The organism is Mucilaginibacter sp. P2_A5, from assembly GCF_056404995.1.
The window spans coordinates 31151-49283 of sequence record NZ_JBFUCY010000010.1 but is presented as its reverse complement, the minus strand read 5'-3'; the positions used below and the strand labels follow the sequence as shown (position 1 = coordinate 49283).

The following is an 18133-nucleotide window of genomic DNA, read 5'->3' as shown; positions in this document are numbered from 1 at the left end:
GTTTTATGCTTGGCGAATGTGCTAATTTAACGCAAAATTTACGGCGGCATTACTTATTTTTTAAATAATGCCGCATTCATTATTCAAAGTATAATTATATGAAATTTTACCGTTCAGGCTGGTGTTTCCTGTTAATCGTTCTGTTTATTTTAAACAATAACCTGGCTAAAGCGCAACGCGCACCTACACACTGGGCCAATGATGGCTATCAGTATTATAAAATCACAGGCGGCGAAATTACCGTTTACGATACCCGCGACAGCAGCAAAAAAACAGTTTGGATAAGCACCGCCATGCTTACACCCAAAGGCAAAACACCCATTGGCGTAAAAAGGTTTACGATATCTGACGATGGAAAGAAGGTACTCATTAACACCAATACCCAAAAAGTATGGCGCTATGATACCCGTGGCGATTACTGGGTGTTTGATACCGGCACGCAAAAACTATCGCAATTAGGCAAAAACCTGCCCGAATCATCACTAATGTTTGCCAAACTATCGCCCGATGCAACTAAAGCAGCTTACGTGAGCGGCCATAATATTTATGTAGAGGACCTGGCCAGCGGCGATGTTAAGCAACTGACCACAGATGGAAGTACCCATGTAATTAATGGCACTTTTGATTGGGCCTATGAAGAGGAATTTGGCTGCCGCGATGGTTTTCGCTGGTCGCCCGATAGCCGTAATATAGCTTATTGGAAGATAGACGCCACCAAAATTAAAAGCTATTATATGCTAAATACCACCGATTCGATATATCCGTTTGTGGTACCGGTAGAGTATCCTGTTGCAGGCGAGGACCCAAGTTCGGCAAAAATTGGCGTGGTTGATATCAACACCGCCGCTACCAAATGGATGGATATTCCCGGCGATAACGTACAGCACTATATCCCCCGTATGGAGTGGGCCTTAAGCCCCAACGAAATTATTGTGGAGCAACTGAACCGCGCCCAAACCGAAAGCCGCGTATTTATCGGCAATATATCAAACGGTACAACACGGCTTATCCGTGAGGAAAAAAGCGACTCCTGGATTGATGGCAAAGAGCGCTGGAACAATGGCGACCCGATTGGCTGGGAGTGGATAAACAAAGGCAAAGACTTTTTATGGGTGAGCGAAAAAGATGGCTGGAAACACATTTACCGGGTAAGCCGCGAGGGCAAAGAAACCCTGCTTACCAAAGGCGATTATGATGTAATTACCGTAAGCCTGATTGACGAGGCCGGCGGTTACATTTATTTTATGGCTTCGCCGGATAATGCTACCCAGAAGTATTTATACCGCATAAAACTGGCAGGTGGCAAAGCAGAGCGTGTTTCGCCTGCCGATCAGCCTGGTACCCATGGCTACGATATTTCGCCTAACGGAAAAGTGGCGCTACACAATTTTAGCAATAGCTATACACCGCCAGCAAGCGAAGTGGTAAGCCTGCCCAGCCATCAACACATTGGCGGTAAAGTTATTGCCGTTGATAAGAATGCTAAAAACAAGCCCGAGTTTTTCAAGGTAAAAACAGTTGATGGTATTGAGATGGACGGCTGGATGATGAAGCCAACCAACTTTGATCCGAATAAAAAATACCCTGTTGTATTTACCGTTTATGGCGAACCTGCCGGCCAAACTGTTACCGATACCTGGGGTACAGGCCGTAATGGCTTATACGTAGGCAGTATGGCCGATGATGGCTACATTTACATGTCTGTTGAAGGGCGTGGCGCACCGGCCCCCAAAGGTACAGCCTGGCGTAAGGCTATCTATAAAAATATTGGCATCATCAACATCCGCGACCAGGCCATGGCTGCCAAAGAGATCCTGAAATGGCCTTTTGTTGATTCGGCACGCGTAGCGGTACACGGCTGGAGCGGCGGCGGTTCATCAACCCTTAACCTGATGTTCCAATACCCCGAGATTTACAAAACAGGGATAGCTGTAGCAGCGGTAGGCGACCAGCTAACCTATGATAATATTTACCAGGAACGCTACATGGGCGTACCGGTTAATGACGAAGGTAAAGCGGCATTCATCAAAGGATCGCCAATTACCTATGCCAAAAATCTGCGCGGCAACCTGCTGTACATACACGGTACAGGCGATGATAACGTACACTACAAAAACGCCGAAGAACTGATTAACGAGCTGGTTAAATACAACCGCCAGTTTGAACTAATGGCATACCCCAACCGCACCCACGGTATTTTTGAAGGCCCGGGCACCAGCCTGCACCTGCATACCATGTTCACCAAATATTTGAAAGAACATTGCCCGCCGGGTGGGAGATAGGATGGTGGTTTGATATCGAGATGCCCCTAGTGAAAATGAGGGGCATTTTTTAATTCGCGCTTGTGATGTTTTGCCCCTCTGGGGCAGAAGAAGGGTGTGCGGCGCGTTTCTACAAAGCTATTGTCCCTCTGGGACAGGGGGCGTGCATGTAGGCGTTTTGTTAAATTTCAAATATTACATGATTTCTTTTCGTTAGTATTTAAAAAGAGCTTTTTACTACAATTTTGTAAACGCTATCCACTCTTCAATCAATTCCTTAAGGTGGGTTAATGGAACCTCTACCTGCTGATTAATTATTGCAGCAGGAGGAATGATCTGAACACCATCGGAAAAGTTGGCGTTATCAGGACTGTAATACTCTTCGAATGGGCGGTTGTTCAATGCGTTATCGAGTTCCTCAAGTAAAGATGGTCCTTCCAACCTTCCAAGTGCATATAACAAATTGGATAAAGCATGAGCCTCTGCCGACTCTCCAACCTGCGTGCACAAGAAACTATCAAAGTATCCCTGCACGGTAAGTTTTGAAAAAACTAAATTATATTGTTGCTTCCTGCTCATGAAACTTTAGCTGCTTACTGTTATTTAAACTACAACCTCCCCGACAAAACACCCGAACAAGGTTAAATAATATATCGGCCTTGTATTTTTTAAATTAACCTTTTGTTTGATCACGATTAATTATTCTATCTGCTTTTACTCTCCTATAAATCAAGCGCTTTTGTTATGCATAGTTTACTTCTACTGCCTCGCAAACACCATCCCATCCACATTAACCGTACTTACTTTACCCAGTTCATCAATGTTAAAAGTTGCGCCAATTTTGCCGTACTCCTTGCGGGCGTATGGGCCAACAAAAGTGTCATAGTTCCAGCAGGTGGCTTCGGCGGTTATAAAATTGTTGATGTTGAAAGTTAGCTTATCGGCGGTGGCGGTTATTACTACCGTTCCGTAAAGCGGATCGGTGTAGGTGCCCGCATAAGCTTTAAGGTCCAATGTGGGATGGGTGCCCATAACCCGTTTAGCTTCATATTCTTTGGTTGATTTTTCCCGTTTGGCCCGGATATCTCCATAAAGCGTTAAAAACTCCTTACTCCAATCGCGGTTGCCCCCTAATGCAAAGTAATCAAAAGCTTTAAACATCAGTGCGTGGCGCACTTCGGCGTGGTCAAGGTTGGCCAGTATGTATACGCCCACCTTTTTATCTACAATCATTCCGTTTATGGCAATCAGGCCTGTTAAACTGCCTGTATGGAAATCAATTTTTTGTCCCTGGTAATCCTGCTGGAACCAGCCCAGCCCGTAGGTTATCCAATGGGGTTTGGTAACGCGGGCTGTGGGGTAAAATTCGCTTTCGGATACAAAGGTTTGCGGTTTAAGCAGCATGGCCCAGCTTTCGGGTTTAAGCAGGCGCTGGTTGCCGTTATACTTAGTGCTATCCAGCATGCAATTAACCCATTTGGCCATATCCTCCGCGCTTGACCATACGCCACCCGCAGGGCCAATGACGTCCGTAACATCTTTTTGGGCCACAACAATGCTGCTATCAACCTTAATATGCGCCGATGATTGGTTGAGCATCGCTTTACTTTTGCTAAAGGCTGGTACGGTATGTATCATTTTTAGCGGTGTGAAAATCCTTTTCTGCACAAAATCTTCCCAGGGCATACCGCTGACTTTTTCAATTACTTTACCGGCTGTTACATAAAATATGTTCTGGTACACAAAGCCGTCCCTGAAGCCATATTCTGGTTTTACCAGGCGCAAACGGCGTAGCATGTCGTCAGCAGGAATGTTCATGAAAGCCCATAAATAATCGGTATTGCCTACACCGCTATCGTGCAAAAATAAATCGCGTACGGTTAGTTCGCGGGTTACGTAAGGGTCATATAGCTGAAAACCGGGCAGGTAATCGGTTACCTTATCATCCCAGTGCAGCTTACCTTCGTCAACCAGCATGGCGGCACAGGCGGCGGTCATGGCCTTGGTTGTTGATGCAATGGCGAATATAGTTTGCGCATCAACTTTATCGGGTTTGCCCAGTTCACGTACGCCGTAACCTTTGGCAAATATTACCTTGCCATCTTTAACCACCGCTATGGCCAGGCCTGGTACATGCCAATCGGTAACGGCCTGCTGTACGTAGTTGTCAAATTCCTGGATTTTTGGGTTGGTTTGGGCAAACGCTATGGCGGGGGCAAGGCATATAGATAGCAGGCATTTTAAAAATTTCATGATTTTGGGGCAAAGGTTTTTTGCACTCAATATAGCAATAAAATATAATCCTGCCAGTGCCTCGCTATCGAAATAAAAAGCACAAAAAACACCCTTTGGCAATGGGCAAAGGGTGGCAGGTAATAATTGGTTAAAACACGCTAATAAGCAGGCGGCAAATCTTCTCCATTCGTGTAAATTACCGATTCCGCGCTTTTTGCCAACCTGTTAGGATCTGTTTCAAAATCGGTTTTGCGGCCAAGCATGGTAAAGTTTTCGGCAACAACTTCGGTGGTGTACTTTTTAATGCCGTCTTTATCTTCAAATGAGCGGGTGCGTAATTTTCCTTCTATGTAAACCAGTTTGCCTTTTTGTAAAAATTTAACGGCCATATCTGCAAGGCCGCGCCACATTACAATATTGTGCCACTCGGTTTGCTCTACCTTGCGGCCATCTTTGTTAAAGGTTTCGGAAGTAGCTAACGGAAAGCTTGTTACGGATACTCCGCCATCTAAAGTACGCAATTCGGGATCCTTGCCTAAGTGGCCGACAAGGATAACTTTATTAATTCCAGACATGCCATAAAATAACGGAAAATTCTTTTATAAATTAAAAATATTTTTTATTAATATAAAAATAACCTTCGGCAGCGCTAATTCATGCAGGTTTTCAACCGGAATATAAGCCCAGTTTGGGTTCAATACAGGTGGGAAATTATCGGTTTTAATCATCCGCACAAATAACCGCTGATGGGTAAGAATGTGTTTTATTACGGGTGTATCTTCTATAATGTTCAGTTTATCGCCAAAAATACCGGCCACGCCAGGCTGCTTTGCCAGTTCATGTGCCGGTAACAGCGATGTGGTTTCAACCATGGGCAAATCGTACATATTGGCCCAGATGTCTTTATCGTCCCTTTTATTCATTAAAACAGTTTGCCCGTCAGTAACTAAAAAGTAATTAAAAAAGCGTTCGCGCACTTTTACCGTTTTTAATTTTACCGGTAAAGCTGTTGTCGCGTTGTTTAAAAAAGCGGCGCAGCCCATATGTACCGGGCAAACACCGCAAGCCGGGTTTTTAGGTTTACAAAGCATCGCCCCAAATTCCATCATGGCCTGGTTGTGCAATGCTGCATTTTGCTCATTAAGCAAATCTGTTGCAAGCGACTGGAAAACCTTTTTACCGGTGGTGGAATTAATGGCATCATAAATACCAAAATACCGCGCCAGCACCCTGTACACATTGCCATCAACAACGGCCTTAGCTTCGTTTGCCGAAAAGGATGAAATTGCAGCCGCTGTATACTCGCCGATGCCTTTTAGTTTAATCAATTCGTTATAGGATTCGGGGAACACGCCATTGTACATTTCCTGTACAAGCCGCGCGGTTTTAAGCATATTACGGCCACGGGAGTAGTAGCCAAGGCCCTGCCAAAGCTTAAGCACTTCGTCCTCATGTGCGGCTGCAAAATCGCTTACTGTTGGGTACTTTTCAATAAAACGGTTAAAATAAGGCAGCCCTTGCTCAACCCGGGTTTGCTGCAAAATAATTTCCGATAACCATATGGTATAAGCATCGGTAGTGTTACGCCAGGGCAGGTCGCGCTTGTTTGCAAGGTACCATTGTACCAGTTGGTCGGTAAAGTTCATTGGGGTAAAGGTAGGGAGGATAAAGTTAATGAGGGTAAAGGTGAAAGGATAAAGGCGAAGGGTAGCTGCGGTTGAGGAGCAGGTGAAAGATAGCTGCGGTTAAGGGGAGGTTAAAGGTAAAAGGTGAAGGGTAAAAGGTAGCTGCGGTTGAGAGGGTAACTGGCTTAAAAACCTTTCGCCTTTTACCTTTTGCCTTTCACCTAAAAATAAAGCCTTTTACCCTTGATTGTCTATACTTTGTAACGAAAATGTACGTTTTAGGTACTGGGTAAAAAAAAACTGTTAAATATTTCGCACTTAAATATTAAAGCGATACTTTTGCAACCCCAAAACAGTTAAGTATTTATATAATTAAATAAGAAAAATTAGACATGACTAAGGCAGAAATTATAACTGAAATCTCATCTAAGACAGGTATCGAGAAAGTAGACGTGCAGGAAACTGTTGAGGCGTTTTTTAAAGTTGTTAAAAGCTCAATGGTAGGTGGCGAAAATGTTTACGTAAGAGGATTCGGTAGTTTTGTAGTAAAGAAAAGAGCAAAAAAGACAGCACGTAACATTTCAAAAAACACTGCCATCATTATTCCAGAGCATTTTGTGCCAAGCTTTAAACCAGCAAAAACTTTTGTTGAAAAAGTAAAAACAGGCAACAAAACCAGCAAATAATTTTAAGATATGTATAAGAAACAAATAGCCGTTAGTGTAGCAATAGTTGTTGTTATGGGCTATTTGTATTATTTACCTGTTAAAGGTTTAATAAAAGCTAAAGAGGCCAAAAGCGATAAAACAACGGTACTTAACGGCCGCAAGGCAACAACGGTAACGGTTGATATGGTATCTGAGCCAGCCAAAGCAGCAATTGGGGCAGCATTGGCAGCAAAGATAAATGACCTTGAAGGGCAATTGAAAACAGCATCGGGCGCTGATGCCGATAAGTTGCAGCTGCAGCTGGCCAAACAGTGGGACGATGATAACCAACCCGCACCCGCGGCGTTTTACTACCAGGCCCTGGCCCGGAAAAATAATACAGCCGGGGATTGGTTAAATGCAGGTAATCGTTTTAACGATGCATATAAACTTACCCAGGATACTTTATTGCAGCCTGCTTTTGTAAGCAACGCTGCCGAGGCTTTTCAAAATGCCTTAAAGTTACAACCTGAAAGCCTTGCAGGCAAAACAGGGTTAGGCGTGGCGTACGTAAATGGCGCAGGCGCACCTATGCAAGGTATAGCCTTACTGCTTGAAGTAGTAAAAAAGGACCCGAATAACTGGAGTGCAAACCTCAATTTAGGAATGTTCGCCATGAAATCGGGCCAGTTTGAAAAAGCAGTTGCAAGGTTTAAAACATTGCTTGCCCAAAGAACAGAGCTTGAGCCGGAGTTTTACCTGGCCGAAAGCTATAAGCAACTGGGCATGAAAAAGGAAGCCATTGAGGCTTACCAAAAGTGCAAAAGTATGGTGCCCGATTCAACATTCGTGCAGCGTATTGATGACGATATAAACGAATTAAAGAAGTAATCAACATTTAAAAATTATTATTATGCCCAGCGGTAAAAAACGTAAAAGACACAAAATGGCTACCCACAAACGTAAAAAACGTTTAAGAAAAAACAGACATAAAAAGAAATAGGCTGCGATAACCAAAGCAGATTTTACCCGCCTTTACTAAAGGTGGGTACTTTTTATTATGAGTGTTTTTTACCCTCTTATTTACATACGGTATTTACCGTTTTAAGAAATGGAGTAGCAGTTGATAAAAGAATTAATTATCGATTCATCCCCCAATGGGGCTACCATTGCATTATTACAGGACAAACAACTTGTAGAGCTTCATAAAGAGCAAATCAGCAACAATTATACTGTTGGTGATATTTACCTTGGACGCATTAAAAAAATAATGCCCAGTTTAAATGCTGCCTTTGTGGATGTAGGCTACGAGAAGGATGCCTTTTTGCATTATCTTGATTTGGGGCCGCAGGTGCAAAGCCTGCTTAAGCTAACCAAGCAAGTACGTAGCGGGGGATATCAGTCAAAGCTGTTGGACGGCTTTAAGCTGGAAGCCGATATCAATAAAGGAGGCAAAATCTCTGATATATTGACTAAGGGCCAGCTCATTCCGGTTCAAATAGCCAAAGAACCTATATCAACCAAAGGGCCGCGCTTAAGTTCTGATCTTTCTATCGCAGGGCGATATGTAGTACTGGTTCCGTTTTCGGAAGCTATCTCTATCTCCAAAAAAATAAAAAGTAACACAGAGCGTAACCGCTTGCGCAAGGTTGTTGAAAGTATTAAGCCAAAGCATTTTGGCGTAATTATCCGTACGGTATCTGAAAGCAAAGGCGTTGAGGAATTACAGAAAGACTTGCTTGATCTGATATCAAAGTGGGAAGCATTTATTACCAGGTTGCCGTCTATCGAACCATCTAAAAAGGTTTTGGGCGAAATTGGGCGTACATCAACTATCCTGAGGGATATATTGAACCCCGATTTTCAGCACATCTACGTAAATGATAACAGTATGTTCGAAGAAATCCGGTCATACATCCACGAGATTTCGCCGGATATGGAAAGTATAGTGCGTATGCATAAGCATAAGGAGCCTATATTTGAACATTTTGGCGTTGATAAACAGATTAAAGGAGCTTTTGGTAAAACCGTAAACCTTGCCGGTGGAGCTTACCTGGTAATTGAGCATACCGAAGCGTTGCACGTTATTGACGTAAACAGCGGTAACCGCACAGCCAGTAAAGAAAACCAGGAAGAAAACGCCTACCAGGTAAACAAAGAAGCGGCTAAAGAAATTGCCCGCCAGCTACGCCTGCGCGATATGGGCGGCATTGTTGTTATCGATTTTATTGATATGCACAAACCCCAAAACCGCAAAGAGCTGTTTGATCACCTGCGTGCCGAAATGCAACTGGATAGGGCAAAGCACACCATTTTACCACCCAGTAAATTTGGCCTGGTGCAAATTACCCGCCAGCGCGTAAGGCCCGAAATGAATATTGTAACCAGCGAAGTGTGCCCTACATGTAATGGTACAGGTACCATTAGGCCAACCATTTTGCTGATGGACGACATTGAAAATAACTTCAATTATATATTGGATGAGCAAAACGAAAAGGGCATTACCCTATCTGTGCACCCCTATATTGAAGCTTATATTAAACAGGGTATTTATACCCGCCAAATGAAATGGTTCCTGAAATACGGACAGTGGATTAAGGTTAAAAGCAATCCTGCTTACCAGATCACCGAGTTTCACTTCTTCTCCTCAAAAGACGAAGAGATCAAATTATAAATGTGCAGATTTCAGATTGCAGATGTGCAGATGTTGATAAAACACCTGCACATTTTTTGTGCGCCTTTAACAATCCGAACTATATGGTACCGGGCAAACCGCCCGGTCGTTTTTGTCCTTTAATTGCTGAACTCACCATAGTGGCGCCCTCACTTAGTTTTCTGTTTTATAAAACTATTTACAGGTTACAATGTTTAAATGGCAGATAGATTGAATAAAGATAGACGGTTGTTTCGAAAGCTCCTTTTCAGTTAATTTTTTTAATTATTTATCACACGATTGAAACAAAATTAACTTTTTACCGTTTTAAATACATCAAGAAATCCGGACAGGTTGGTAGAATAGCCTATCCAGTTTTTAAGATTAAACGACAAAGACAGGGCCACAAAAGAAATTTTGGGGCCCTGTCTTGTTAAGCGGCTCTTCGGTTCATGTGGTCCATGTCCCGCAGATCGCTATCGGAGCGGAAAGACTTGCGAAGTTTTTAAAACTTCGTAAGTCTGATTGGCCTTCCCCCGCGATCTGTGTCCTCACAGATCGCTTCTCCGTCGGTCTGTCCCCGCGGTCTGTGTCTCCGCAGTCTGTGTCCCCACAGAACGCTATTCCTAAAGCTTTCGTTAATTACAACCGCCTATCTGAAAGATGCCTGTGAGGGCACAGCCATCGGGCGGGGGCAATTGTTAAATCATTCAGGCCCCAAACTGCCTTAAATGATGGTCGATATGTTTATAGGCGAAGCAACCTATTTGTTCCTTGGTCATTTTGCCAAAAAAGGGGTGTACAAAACTGTGGTTCGAGAAATTTTCCTCTTCATTGATCAGGCCAATCCATTTAACTTTTTCGGCCTCCACATCGCCCGTGCCCGTAATGTTAAAGCCGGGAACAGTGGGCATGTTTTTTTTAACAGGGCTGTCGTCTTTCAGCATGCCTTTCAGGGCCATTTTACCAAACAGCTTCCCGATAAACGATTGTTTGTAGATGGTTTTACCCAATACCATCTCTTCCCACAGGCTGCAATGTTTCAGCATCTGGTAAACGGTCATTTTGCCCCATTGCGCGGTGCTGGTTTCATTAAGGGTGCCAATGCGGGTAATAAGTTCCTGGCGGGTGGCGTTGTCAAAAATGGTTTTCATGGTTGGGGAATTGGTTTTTTGGGCTGGTTTAAAAGTAGTTAATTATTTGTGAGGATAAAACTTTGGCAAACTCGTTGTGTTGAGGTGAAAAATTTTGCAAAGGAATGGCGTATATCGCATGGCGGCGACGACTCACCCTGTCGAGGCTGCGCCCGACATCCCTCTCTTCATCTGCGATGGAAAGAGGGGCTTGAACGGTGGATAATTTTGGTGCGCTATATGCATTCAGCTCTTCAAGCCCCACTTTCCGGCGAAGCCGAAGAGAGTGGGGCCAGCGCAGCGTAGCCGGGCGAGTCTTCGCCAGCGTTCGAAGCCGATATTCATTTGAACCGAAACACATCATAACGAGGTAAGTTGCCAAACAAAGCTATCGGATACTGATGAATAATTGTAGTTTTGGTTGCGACAAACAAAAGGTAAAATGCGACAATAGCAGCAGGTATTTAGAGATGAATTTTATGTATAACCGCACCTGTTCAATAGTTGTTTGTTGTATAACTGTGATGTTGTTTGCATGCTCGCGTGGTAAAAGAAACAGCACGGCTACAACTGCTTTTTACTATTGGAAAACCAATTTTAAACTGGATGCCGGGCAGGCAGCATTGGTAAAACAGGCCGGATCCAACAAAATATACGTCCGCTTTTTTGATGTGAACTGGGATAAGGGCCAGCACCGCGCCTACCCCAACGCGGTGATACAGTTTAACAACACCCCGGCCAGGCTAAATATCATACCGGTTATTTACATCACCAATACAACCTTTGAAAACATGGCCGATACGGCTATTAACAGCCTGGCCATAAATTGTAATAAACTGCTTGGCAGCCTTGCCGCCGAACAACATCTCAGTTACGCCAAAGTACAGGTGGATTGCGACTGGACGCTGACCACCCGGCAACGGTATTTTAATTTCCTGCTGGCTTTTAAAAAGCTTAACCACCTGGAATTACAGGCCACCATTCGGCTGCACCAGGTAAAGTTTAAGGAGCGAACCGGCGTGCCGCCTGTTGATAAAGGAGTACTGATGTTTTACAATATGGGCAAGCTGAATCCCAATTTGCAGCAGCCAAACTCTATTTACAATGATGCCGATGCCGAAAAGTATATACCCTATTTAACATTATATCCGCTGAAGATGGATGTTGCCCTGCCGCTGTTTTCATGGGCTATCCACATTAGGGAGGGCAGGGTGATACAGGTGTACGGTAAAATTGGGCATCCTCAACTTAACAACCGCGACGACTTTGAACCTACCTACGGCGAGAATAATTACCGGGCCAAACACAGCTTTTTTTTAACGGGGATTTATATCAAACAAAATGATATTTTTAAGCTTGAACAAACTACCGCTGCCGGTTTAAACACCGCCGCAAAACAATTGGTTAAATACCTGCCGCAACAACCCGGCAGGACTATAATTTACTATGAACTGGCCAACATCAACCTATCAGAATATCAGGCAGAAACTATCCGCCAGGTTTCTGATCGTTTTTAGCTTTTGTACCCTTGCCCTTGCCGGGGTCATCTGGGCCTGTGCCGATTCGTACGAGCCGGAGTACTCAGCCTTTACACCCGAGTTTTTTGTAAACAAGCAATACTCGCCATTTTTTTATACCGGCAACGAGGTTTACTACGGGTTGGACCACGCAGATGACAGTAATATATGGTACAATGATAAGGTGACTGATGAGTGGTATCATCATTTTAACGGGCAGTTTGCCCGCCAGTCTCTCCTGTTTTTGTTGACTACGGCAACCCCCGGCATAATTGACACCGTTTATAAAAACTACACCGGTGCCTTGCATGTTTTACCGGCAGCATACCCCGATAGCAGCAAAGGGCGGCCCGATAAAGCGCAGCTTTCCGGCTTTTTTAAATACCTGCAGCTTGCCAAAAGTTGCGAAACGTTTACCGTAAACAATAGCTCGCGTAGCTGGGATAAAGTTACCCCGTTATACGCGCCCGCTAAACTGGAGTCATCGTTAATGAATGCTTTTCGGGATGAAAAAGATCCGTTCATCAAATCGCGGTTGTGGTTTCAGTTGGTCAGGTACTATTATTTCAGGGACGATGAAGCTGCCAACGCCAAATCGGTAGCGATATTTAATAAATATAAAGATGGGTTTGCAAAGGATTTAACTTACTACCGCGCCCTTGGCTACGTGGCCGGGTATTATTATCGCCAAAAAAACTATGCGCTATCCAATTACCTGTATAGCCTGTGTTACAATTACTCGTACGAGTTAAAGATCCCCAGTTACTGGAGCTTCCACCCGCAAAATGAGGCTGATTGGAAGGCTACGCTGCGGATGGCAAAAAACAAGGATGAGCAAATAACACTTTGGCAAATGCTGGGCATCCAGTATGATGAAAACCGGGCTATGAAAGAGATTATGGCGCTTGACCCAAAATCTGAAAAACTTGACTTGTTGTTAAGCCGGATGGTTAACAGCCATGAATCCTCGGGGATATACAGTGATCCTGTTAACCCGGATTCGGTTAGGAAAAGCTACCTTGATCGTAAACGCCTGGTAGAAAACATTGCACTGAAAGGTATCACTGCCAAACCCTACTTCTGGAACCTGGCTGCCGGCTATATCAATTATATGGATAGCAATTATAAGGCCGCCGGCAAGTTTTACGCCATTGCCAAAAAACAGTTCCCGGCGGGCGACGTAAACGTACAGGCGCAGGGTAAATTGCTGGATATATTGCTGATAGTTAACAAACTCAAAAGAATGGATGCCGCCACCGAGCGCCTGCTAACCGAACCATTAAACTGGCTGGCCGACCCAACCCTAGGAAAAAGCGGAGCGACATTAAGTAAATTGAGATACAGTGACGCCAAAGGCACGGTAATGCAAGTAATTGCGCGGTTATATCACCAGCAAGGTAACCTGCTTAAGGAAGTATGCTTTAACAACAACTATGTAATTTATAAAGATAGTGCGCAGGTAGAAAACCTGGTTAAGCTGCTTACAAAAACCGGTAAAACGCCGTTTGAAAAGGTGATGGTACGTTACTACCCTGTAACTTTAGATAACCTGTACTATCACCAGGCGCTTAGCCTGGTTTATCGGCAGCAAAATGGCAAAGCGATGGTGCTGCTAAAAAAAATGAAGCCCGTCGAATTTGTACTTTACGCCAATCCCTTCAACAGCCGGATAACGGATTGCCATGATTGTGACGCCGCCGCCCCGCAAAAGCAAAAATTTACGCCATTATCCTTTGTACAAACGCTGCTAAAACTGCAAACCGAAGTAAAAGCCGGCAAAAACGTATACCGCAATACCTGGCTTATGGCCAACGCCTATTACAATATTACCTATTACGGAAACGGGAGAGCATTTTACCAGAATGAAAATCTTGGCATCGATACATCGCCTAATGCGGATTTATCGGGTACCGGTGATGATGCCAATGCGGCTTTGGAAAATTATTATGACATGGCCACAGCTACCAAATATTACACCCTTGCGCTCCGCAACGCCACAACCAATGAACAGCGTGCACGCTGCACCTTCATGCTGAGCAAATGCGCCCAAAATGATTTTTACAACGGGGTGGATAATCCTAACTATATTAAAAAGGATATTACCGATACAAGCTATACTTATTTAAACAAGTATTTCCAGCTGTTAAAAAACAACTACAGCAAAACGGCTTATTATAAAGAAGTGCTTAAAGAGTGTGAATACTTCAGGAGTTATGTGGATGAGAAATAGCGTGGGATGGAAACAGTTATAGGTTTACTCATAGTGTATTCTATTTTGTGTCATCCTGAGTTGTAAAATTTCGCGAAAGTCTGAAGGAGGGGTGACATCGTAAAAAGGTTGTCATGGTAAGCTTGTCGAACCATAGCAGGCAAAGGCCTGCTCCGCGCGACCCTTCGACAGACAAATATTGCTAAATCGATATTTTCAGTGGCAGTGTGCATATATTAATATCAGGCCGGGGTTTGCTAAATTTAGCAGGATCCGTTTAATTCCCCGCGTAATTTTCCTGTGCGTAAAAGTTGAATATTTTTGTAAATTTTTTGTATAAAAGTGAAAATTAACCGCTGTTTAGTTAAACATTATTATGCGTTATTTGCATATTTTTACATTGCTTAGGGGGTTAAAATTCAGCTATTTATCAAAATTGCTGATGGCATTTTGTCAGTGTTCGGATGTAAAAAAAGGTGTTCGGATTTTTGTTCTGCAATAAAAAGCAACTATCTGATTATTAGATATTTGAGTTGGTGCGCTCTGTGTTTGCTAATAATTAAGTTGCTGATTATCAGTGCAATATGTGTTTTTGTATTTGTTGCGTTATCTATTCCTGTAAAAAACCGACCGATTGATTTGCTAACCAAATTAGTAAAACCCGGATTTTTATCTGCATATTTGTGTATACAATGCAAATTTCACCATCTGCATATCTGAAATCAAAAATCTGCACATCTAAATTTCCATGGCCAAAACTAAAATAGCCTATTTCTGCCAAAGCTGCGGCTTCGAATCGCCCAAATGGTTGGGTAAATGCCCATCGTGCCAGCAATGGAATACTTTTGTAGAAGAAATTATAGAAAAAGGTAACACCAGCAATGCCGTACCCACCTGGAAAGTAACATCCAACACCCAGCAACGGGCCAACAAGCCCGTGCAGGTAGCCGATATTACCTTTAACGAGGAGGATAGGGTACTTACCCCCGATAAAGAATTTAACCGCGTTTTGGGCGGTGGGATAGTTGCCGGTTCGCTGGTGCTTATTGGCGGAGAGCCCGGCATTGGCAAATCAACCCTGATGCTGCAGCTGGCGCTTAATATGCCAAACCTGAAGGTGTTGTACGTATCGGGCGAGGAAAGTGAAAGGCAAATTAAGATGAGGGCAGAAAGGCTGATGCCCCCCCCGCCCCCTGAAGGGGGAGCCCAAAAGAATAGGCCGGCGATAATTAATTCAGAGGCTCCCCCTTCAGGGGGCGGGGGGGGCTCTTACGTACTTTGCGAAACCTCCACCCAAAACATATTTAAACAAATAGAGGCTTTGGAGCCTGATCTGGTAGTGATAGATTCTATCCAGACACTGCACTCATCGCACATCGAATCGACCCCGGGAAGTGTATCGCAGGTACGGGAGTGTACGGCCGAAATGCTGCGCTTTGCCAAAGAAACCTCTACGCCGGTGTTCCTGATAGGACATATTACCAAGGATGGTGCTATAGCCGGTCCCAAAATCCTGGAGCATATGGTTGACACCGTGCTGCAATTTGAGGGTGACAGGCACCATGTTTACCGCATATTGCGTACAATTAAAAACCGTTTTGGTTCGGCATCGGAGCTGGGTATTTACGAGATGATGGGCGAGGGGCTGCGGGAAGTATCCAACCCATCCGAAATCCTGCTATCGCACCGCGACGAACCGCTTAGCGGCATCACCATATCGGCCACCTTAGAGGGCATGAGGCCCATGCTGATAGAAACCCAGGCATTGGTAAGTGCATCGGCCTATGGTACCCCTCAGCGTACTGCAACAGGCTTTGATACCAAACGAATGAGCATGTTGCTGGCTGTATTAGAAAAACGTTGTGGTTTCAGGCTGGCCGCTAAAGATGTATTCCTGAATATTACGGGCGGCATCAGGGTAGAAGACCCCGCGATAGACCTGGGCCTGGCCGCAGCCATTATATCATCTCACGAAGACATGCCCATCCCCTTTAAAACCTGTTTCGCAGGTGAGATTGGGCTGTCGGGTGAGATAAGGGCTGTAAACCGCGTTGAACAACGTATTGCCGAAGCCCAAAAGCTGGGCTTTAACCAGATCTTTATCTCCAAATACAACCTCCCATCAGGCGGCCAGGATAAAAAGCGTATGGACCTGTCCCGCTACGATATCGACATCAAAATAGTAAGCAGCATCGAAGAGGTATTTGGGCAGTTGTTTGGATAGTAGTGAAAGGTGAAAGGTGAAAGGTGAAAGGTGAAAGGTGAAAGGTGAAAGGTGAAAGGTGAAAGGTGAAAGGTGAAAGGTGAAAGGTGAAAGGTGAAAGGTGAAAGGTGAAAGGTGAAAGGTGAATCAACCGGGCTTCGCCGGTTGATTCACCTGGTTGGGACATGCCGCTAACGCAGCCGCCTTTTACCTTTCGCCTTTATCCTTTCACCTACTATAAAGATGGTAGTACAATTTTGCGGATACGGTTATTGCCCGAGTCTGCAACGTATAGGTTGCCGCTCGCGTCGGCAGCTACGCCTTGTGGCGATGCAAACAGTGCGTTTTTACCGCTGCCTTCGGCAAAGCCTGCGGTGGCGCTAAGGCCGGCTAATGGTAATAAAACTTTATTGGTAGTAATTTCAAAAATACGGCCGGTTTGGTCGGCCACAAAAAGGTTTCCTTTGGCATCAAATGTTAATGCCGAAGGCGAGCCGATAACCTTGTGTTTGGGATCGCCTAAATAGGTGCTCACCACACCAGCTGAGGTTATTTTGCGGATAGAATAATTTAGCGCGTCGGCTACATAAATATTGCCGGATGCATCTATAGCAAGCCCCGATGGCTTGTTAAACGAAGCAGTGGTGGCAGTAGTGTTATCAACCCAGGCAGCTGTCCTGTTGCCGGCAAATGTGGTTACCACACCAGCCGCAGTAACCTTACGGACCAGGTTGTTGCCCCTGTCGGCTACGTAAAGGTTACCCGAACCGTCAATAACCAGGCCGCGAGGATTGTTAAATGAGGCTGCTATGCCTGTTCCATCGTTATAACCTGCGCTGCCGCTACCAGCCAATGTGCTTACCACGCCGGCTGGCGTTATTTTACGGATAACGTTATTGCTGAAATCGGCTACGTATATATTACCTGCGGCATCAGTTACCACGCTTTGCGGAGCATAAAAACGAGCGTTGGCTAAGGGGCCGTCTACATATCCAATACTTCCGTTACCGGTTAACGTGGTTACCGTGCCGCCCGTAGTAACAGTCCTGATGGCGCTGTTAAAAGCATCGGCTATGTAAATAGTACCTGTACTGCCGATTGTGATACCCTGCGGACTATAAAAAGACGCCACGGCTCCATCCCCATCAATGAAGCCGGCACTACTGTTACCGGCAAATGTGCTCACTGTACCTACTTTCGATGTAAGATTGGCACCGGTAGTAAATTCCACAACTTTACCATAGCCGGTACCAACAGAATTGGTGGCGTAGGCGCGTACATAATATTTGGTATTAACTTTTAAACCTTTCATTTTACTTGTATAGGTTAAATAGTTAACAGTATCGGCAGTTTTTGAATCGGCAGTGGTTGGGGTAGAGTTTGTGGCGCTCCAGCATACACCATATGTTGATACAGCATAAGTAAGCGCTTCGGTAATAAAACCGCCGCTATGGGCGCTGGTATCGGCAGCATCTTTAACCACATCAATGGTAGATATAACAGGTATAACGCCAGGAGTAGCGTCATTGCTTTTAACACATCCTGTTTGGGTTAACGATATAGTGAACAGCGCTGCCGCAAACAGAATGGAATTAGTAAGATTTTTGTTCATTTGAAATAATATGAATTAGTGGGCACGGTATTATCAGC

General features: G+C 44.5%; 13 protein-coding genes. 7 read left to right on the top strand and 6 right to left on the bottom strand.

Annotated elements, in window-relative coordinates:
* Positions 1-98: 98 nt before the first annotated feature.
* Positions 99-2282, top strand: a complete 2184-nt coding sequence (locus AC1DXF_RS10390; RefSeq protein ID WP_477448258.1) for a S9 family peptidase — start codon at positions 99-101, stop codon at positions 2280-2282.
* 216 nt (positions 2283-2498) lie between these two features.
* Here the strand turns inward: AC1DXF_RS10390 and AC1DXF_RS10385 are convergent, their stop codons facing one another.
* The 4 genes from AC1DXF_RS10385 to mutY form a co-directional block, all read right to left on the bottom strand.
* Entirely contained in the window at positions 2499-2840 is a 342-nt protein-coding gene (locus tag AC1DXF_RS10385; RefSeq protein WP_477448256.1) for a hypothetical protein, read from the bottom strand.
* A 180-nt stretch (positions 2841-3020) separates the two neighbouring features.
* Complete coding sequence (locus AC1DXF_RS10380) at positions 3021-4514, bottom strand: serine hydrolase (RefSeq protein WP_477448254.1); 1494 nt, start codon at positions 4512-4514, stop codon at positions 3021-3023.
* A 140-nt stretch (positions 4515-4654) separates the two neighbouring features.
* Positions 4655-5071 carry a single-stranded DNA-binding protein gene (locus tag AC1DXF_RS10375; RefSeq protein WP_477448252.1) on the bottom strand — a complete coding sequence of 139 codons (417 nt, stop codon included), beginning with the start codon at positions 5069-5071 and terminating at the stop codon, positions 4655-4657.
* A 24-nt stretch (positions 5072-5095) separates the two neighbouring features.
* Positions 5096-6142 (bottom strand): A/G-specific adenine glycosylase, encoded by a 1047-nt coding sequence (gene mutY / locus AC1DXF_RS10370; protein ID WP_477448250.1) that lies wholly within the window; start codon positions 6140-6142, stop codon positions 5096-5098.
* A 371-nt stretch (positions 6143-6513) separates the two neighbouring features.
* Between mutY and AC1DXF_RS10365 the strand changes: the two genes are divergently transcribed.
* From AC1DXF_RS10365 to AC1DXF_RS10355, 3 genes are all read left to right on the top strand, one after another.
* Positions 6514-6807, top strand: a complete 294-nt coding sequence (locus AC1DXF_RS10365) for an HU family DNA-binding protein (RefSeq protein WP_076378439.1) — start codon at positions 6514-6516, stop codon at positions 6805-6807.
* Positions 6808-6816: 9 nt separating this feature from the next.
* Entirely contained in the window at positions 6817-7659 is an 843-nt protein-coding gene (locus AC1DXF_RS10360) for a tetratricopeptide repeat protein (RefSeq protein WP_477448248.1), read from the top strand.
* 232 nt (positions 7660-7891) lie between these two features.
* Positions 7892-9442, top strand: coding sequence for an Rne/Rng family ribonuclease (locus AC1DXF_RS10355; RefSeq protein WP_477448246.1), 1551 nt, complete (start codon positions 7892-7894; stop codon positions 9440-9442).
* A 689-nt stretch (positions 9443-10131) separates the two neighbouring features.
* On the opposite strand, the gene AC1DXF_RS10350 is transcribed toward AC1DXF_RS10355, so the two are convergent.
* Positions 10132-10575 (bottom strand): DUF1569 domain-containing protein, encoded by a 444-nt coding sequence (locus AC1DXF_RS10350; RefSeq protein WP_477448244.1) that lies wholly within the window; start codon positions 10573-10575, stop codon positions 10132-10134.
* Positions 10576-11078: 503 nt separating this feature from the next.
* On the opposite strand from AC1DXF_RS10350, the gene AC1DXF_RS10345 reads away from it, so the two are divergent.
* From AC1DXF_RS10345 to radA, 3 genes are all read left to right on the top strand, one after another.
* A complete protein-coding gene (locus AC1DXF_RS10345) occupies positions 11079-12071 on the top strand; it encodes a hypothetical protein (RefSeq protein ID WP_477448242.1) in 993 nt (330 codons plus the stop codon).
* Positions 12001-14301, top strand: coding sequence for a hypothetical protein (locus AC1DXF_RS10340; RefSeq protein WP_477448240.1), 2301 nt, complete (start codon positions 12001-12003; stop codon positions 14299-14301). The genes AC1DXF_RS10345 and AC1DXF_RS10340 overlap by 71 nt, the downstream gene beginning before the upstream one ends.
* A 727-nt stretch (positions 14302-15028) precedes the next feature.
* Positions 15029-16504, top strand: coding sequence for a DNA repair protein RadA (gene radA, locus AC1DXF_RS10335; RefSeq protein ID WP_477448238.1), 1476 nt, complete (start codon positions 15029-15031; stop codon positions 16502-16504).
* Positions 16505-16718: 214 nt separating this feature from the next.
* Here the strand turns inward: radA and AC1DXF_RS10330 are convergent, their stop codons facing one another.
* Complete coding sequence (locus AC1DXF_RS10330) at positions 16719-18095, bottom strand: NHL repeat-containing protein (RefSeq protein ID WP_477448236.1); 1377 nt, start codon at positions 18093-18095, stop codon at positions 16719-16721.
* Positions 18096-18133 lie beyond the last annotated feature (38 nt).

What these genes read in the sequence shown, in the direction of transcription:
- AC1DXF_RS10365 (WP_076378439.1), top strand. Translation starts at nt 6,514, where the DNA reads ATGACTAAGGCAGAAATTATAACTGAAATCTCATCTAAGACAGGTATC.
- AC1DXF_RS10385 (WP_477448256.1), bottom strand. Translation starts at nt 2,840, where the DNA reads ATGAGCAGGAAGCAACAATATAATTTAGTTTTTTCAAAACTTACCGTG.
- AC1DXF_RS10360 (WP_477448248.1), top strand. Translation starts at nt 6,817, where the DNA reads ATGTATAAGAAACAAATAGCCGTTAGTGTAGCAATAGTTGTTGTTATG.
- radA (WP_477448238.1), top strand. Translation starts at nt 15,029, where the DNA reads ATGGCCAAAACTAAAATAGCCTATTTCTGCCAAAGCTGCGGCTTCGAA.
- AC1DXF_RS10345 (WP_477448242.1), top strand. Translation starts at nt 11,079, where the DNA reads ATGTTGTTTGCATGCTCGCGTGGTAAAAGAAACAGCACGGCTACAACT.
- AC1DXF_RS10330 (WP_477448236.1), bottom strand. Translation starts at nt 18,095, where the DNA reads ATGAACAAAAATCTTACTAATTCCATTCTGTTTGCGGCAGCGCTGTTC.
- AC1DXF_RS10380 (WP_477448254.1), bottom strand. Translation starts at nt 4,514, where the DNA reads ATGAAATTTTTAAAATGCCTGCTATCTATATGCCTTGCCCCCGCCATA.
- mutY (WP_477448250.1), bottom strand. Translation starts at nt 6,142, where the DNA reads ATGAACTTTACCGACCAACTGGTACAATGGTACCTTGCAAACAAGCGC.
- AC1DXF_RS10340 (WP_477448240.1), top strand. Translation starts at nt 12,001, where the DNA reads ATGAACTGGCCAACATCAACCTATCAGAATATCAGGCAGAAACTATCC.
- AC1DXF_RS10350 (WP_477448244.1), bottom strand. Translation starts at nt 10,575, where the DNA reads ATGAAAACCATTTTTGACAACGCCACCCGCCAGGAACTTATTACCCGC.
- AC1DXF_RS10390 (WP_477448258.1), top strand. Translation starts at nt 99, where the DNA reads ATGAAATTTTACCGTTCAGGCTGGTGTTTCCTGTTAATCGTTCTGTTT.
- AC1DXF_RS10375 (WP_477448252.1), bottom strand. Translation starts at nt 5,071, where the DNA reads ATGTCTGGAATTAATAAAGTTATCCTTGTCGGCCACTTAGGCAAGGAT.